This is a genomic window from Mycobacterium sp. DHQP2018-32-09 (genome assembly GCF_058148405.1).
This window is the reverse complement of the sequence record NZ_JBYVYK010000108.1, coordinates 1-2,654: the sequence shown is the minus strand read 5'-3', so window position 1 is coordinate 2,654 and position 2,654 is coordinate 1. Positions and strand designations below refer to the sequence as shown.

Sequence of the window (2,654 nt, the reverse complement as noted above, 5' to 3'; positions counted from 1 at the left end):
GCGCCCCCGGCGCCGCCGGCCTCGAGGGCCTCCGCGGCGGCCTTGAGCTTGTCGGCGCCCTCGACGTCGCCCTTGCCGTAGAGCTGGTTGGCCTTGGTGATCAGGTCGGAGATGGTCTGGCTGGCGCCCTGCGTGGTCTTGATGGTGCCGGCGCGGCTGGCCGTGACGCCGTCGAGTGCGGTGTTGACGCCGTGGGCGATGTTGCCGAACGACTGCGCGACCTGCGCCGCCGACGGACCACCGCTGCTGGCCAGACCGCCCAGGCCGCTGGCGACCTGGGAGTGGATCTCGGACAGCGGGGACAGCCCGGTGTCACTGAGATAGAACTGGCCGGTCATCGTGGTCCCTTCGGCGAAGCGTGCTGGATTCGATTCTAGGGCGGCCGCGACGACGCGGTGGACGGGAATCGGGCCGGTGGGCCGTGCACCGATTGCCCGTGAAACCCGCCGTCAGCCCGTTGGCGGAGAATCCCCGGGGCAGGCTGCGTCCAGGGCGCTGACCTCGGCGCGGAACTGCTTGTTCAGCGCCGAGTACTCGGCCACCCAGGGCGGTGGTCCCGACGGCGGGGATGACTGCGCGTCATCTCGCGCCTGCTCCACGACGCCGACGGTCCGCGATGCCAGGTTGGCCATCTCTTGCGCATGCTGCGCCAGTCCGGGGTCGGTGACCTTCGCGGCGCGCTGCTTCAGCTCGTCTGCCCAGGCGCGGTAGTCAGAGATGTCGGTCTCGACGGGCTCATTGGAAGTCGACTGCGCCGCCAGTCTTTCGTTGTGCGATTGGTTGAACTCGAGCATCGAGTGCACGGTGTCGCAATCCGAGGTTGGTCGGTCGGGCGACGAACAGGCCGACATCGCTGGGGACGCCACGGCCACCATAAGGGCGGCGCCGATGGCCGTCACGTTCCGCTTCATCGGGGAACCGTCATGATCGGTGGTGTCGGCGGCAGCCCCTGCGCTACCGGAGCGCCGTCGACGAAGTTCACCGTGCCCCCGCAACCGTCGGGGAGGTAGTACGTGACGCCACCGTTCTTGGCCGACAGGTTGGCAATCTCCGGCAGCGAGATCGGCTTCCACGTGTTGTCGATGTTCTGAACGGGCGGCAGGCCACTGAAGTCACCGCCCGCGGAGGTCGACGTGTTGCGCTGATACTCGTACACGTTGCCTACCCAGCGCTGAACCTGGGTCTCGCCGTTCACCGTCACCACTCGTGTGATGTCGGTCGCCTGCTGTCCGGCGATCTGAAATCGGTATCCCTCCCGGTACTGCACGATGGGTGCGTCCTCGTCGGCGACCCACGTCTGGCCGGGGACGTACAACCCCGTCGTCGGTCCGACCTTCAGCGGCGTGCCCTCGGGAAACGGTCGATACTCCGGTGTGACCGGCGGGTACGGCCCGGTCGGGGAGGTCGACACCGTCTCCCACTGGCCGAAGTTCGGGTTCCCGACGAACGGATCCGATGGGTCCGCAGGTCTCCCCGGCGTCAGCGGGCCCCGCTCGACTTCCTTTTCCACCCCAGGCGAATACGGATCGGCACCACCCGCGAACTGGACGTCGGGACTGGGACCCGACGCGGGTGCGAACTTCTGGTTTCCCAGCAGCTGATAGCCGGCGCCAATCTTGCGCACTTCGCCCCCCAGGCGATTGAGTTCGGTGTTCGACGCGGTCATGATGTCGGTGATCTGTCCGAGCCCGTTCTTGACGATCGGGACGAGCAGCCGTTCGCGGTCCTTGCCCGGCGGCAGGCTCGAGGCGGCGTCGACCACCCAGGACTTCACGCCGTCGAGCTTCTCGCGTCCTGCCGCCACCACCTGAGCGGACTGGCTGACCGTCGCGGCCAGCCGCCGGTCCAGTGCCGCCAGCTCGTCGAAGACCTTGCCGTGGTCGGCGTTTGCCTTACCGTAGGCAGCTGCCGCGGTGCCGGACCACCGATCGCCGGGGGCCGCCGACTGCACGGTCGTCTGCATGCGACTGAACTGGCTGCTCTGGTCGAAGGCCTCGCCGGTCTGAGGTGTGCCTCGTCCGAACGTCTTGCGCGCGTTCGACCAGGTCGACAGAAAGCCGTCGAGTAAACCCACCACGCCCCCCACGGTTCGACCGTTCCCTAGATCGATCATAGGCGGCGTACCCCTGTCATCGACGTGACATGCCTCGGGCGCGCGCATCGACGGATGGTGACGGATGGTCTTGCACCGCGGTCGCGCCACCTGTGCCCGCGCGCAACGACTACCCTCGTCGACATGGCCATCGTCAAGATCGTCTTGGTCGCGTTCATCGTCGTCGCGATCGCGATCCTCGTCGCCAGGTTCATCCGGAACTCGCGTGCCCAGGGATTTCCGACGCGGGAGTCCACCGGTCACTTCGACCAGATGGTCTACGGCGCCACCCCGCCGACCCCGAAGCCCGAATGGGTCACGGAACGCGAACGCCCGCAACGGGATTGAGTGGGCAGGCCTATCTCCGCGCGGCCTGCGCCTGCCGCGCCGCGTCCGAGGCGATGCCCGACATGCCCAGCGCGGCGAAGGACTCCGCGGCGCGGGTCAGCTCGTCGGCGTCGCCTGCGGTCAACGCACGCGCATACGCCCGGGTGAACGTGCCCACCGCACAGGACGTCTCGAGGCGGTCGAGCGCATCGGCCGCCCGCAGGTCGCCCAGCCG

General features: G+C 68.3%; 4 protein-coding genes. All 4 read right to left on the bottom strand.

Translation table 11 applies throughout. The features are described from left to right. The coding region (locus AC30CM_RS26870; protein WP_490119958.1) for a type VII secretion target at positions 1-338 on the bottom strand (338 nt) is incomplete at its 3' end. 111 nt (positions 339-449) lie between these two features. Beyond that, positions 450-911 (bottom strand): hypothetical protein, encoded by a 462-nt coding sequence (locus AC30CM_RS26865; protein ID WP_490119957.1) that lies wholly within the window; start codon positions 909-911, stop codon positions 450-452. Further along, the gene (locus AC30CM_RS26860) at positions 908-2,431 is read right to left on the bottom strand and encodes an EspA/EspE family type VII secretion system effector (RefSeq protein WP_490119956.1); all 1,524 of its coding nucleotides are present in this window, start codon (positions 2,429-2,431) and stop codon (positions 908-910) included. Before AC30CM_RS26860 ends, AC30CM_RS26865 begins: the two co-directional genes overlap by 4 nt. A gap of 19 nt (positions 2,432-2,450) precedes the next feature. Next, a partial coding sequence (locus AC30CM_RS26855) for a hypothetical protein (RefSeq protein ID WP_490119955.1) occupies positions 2,451-2,654 on the bottom strand: 204 nt, incomplete at its 5' end.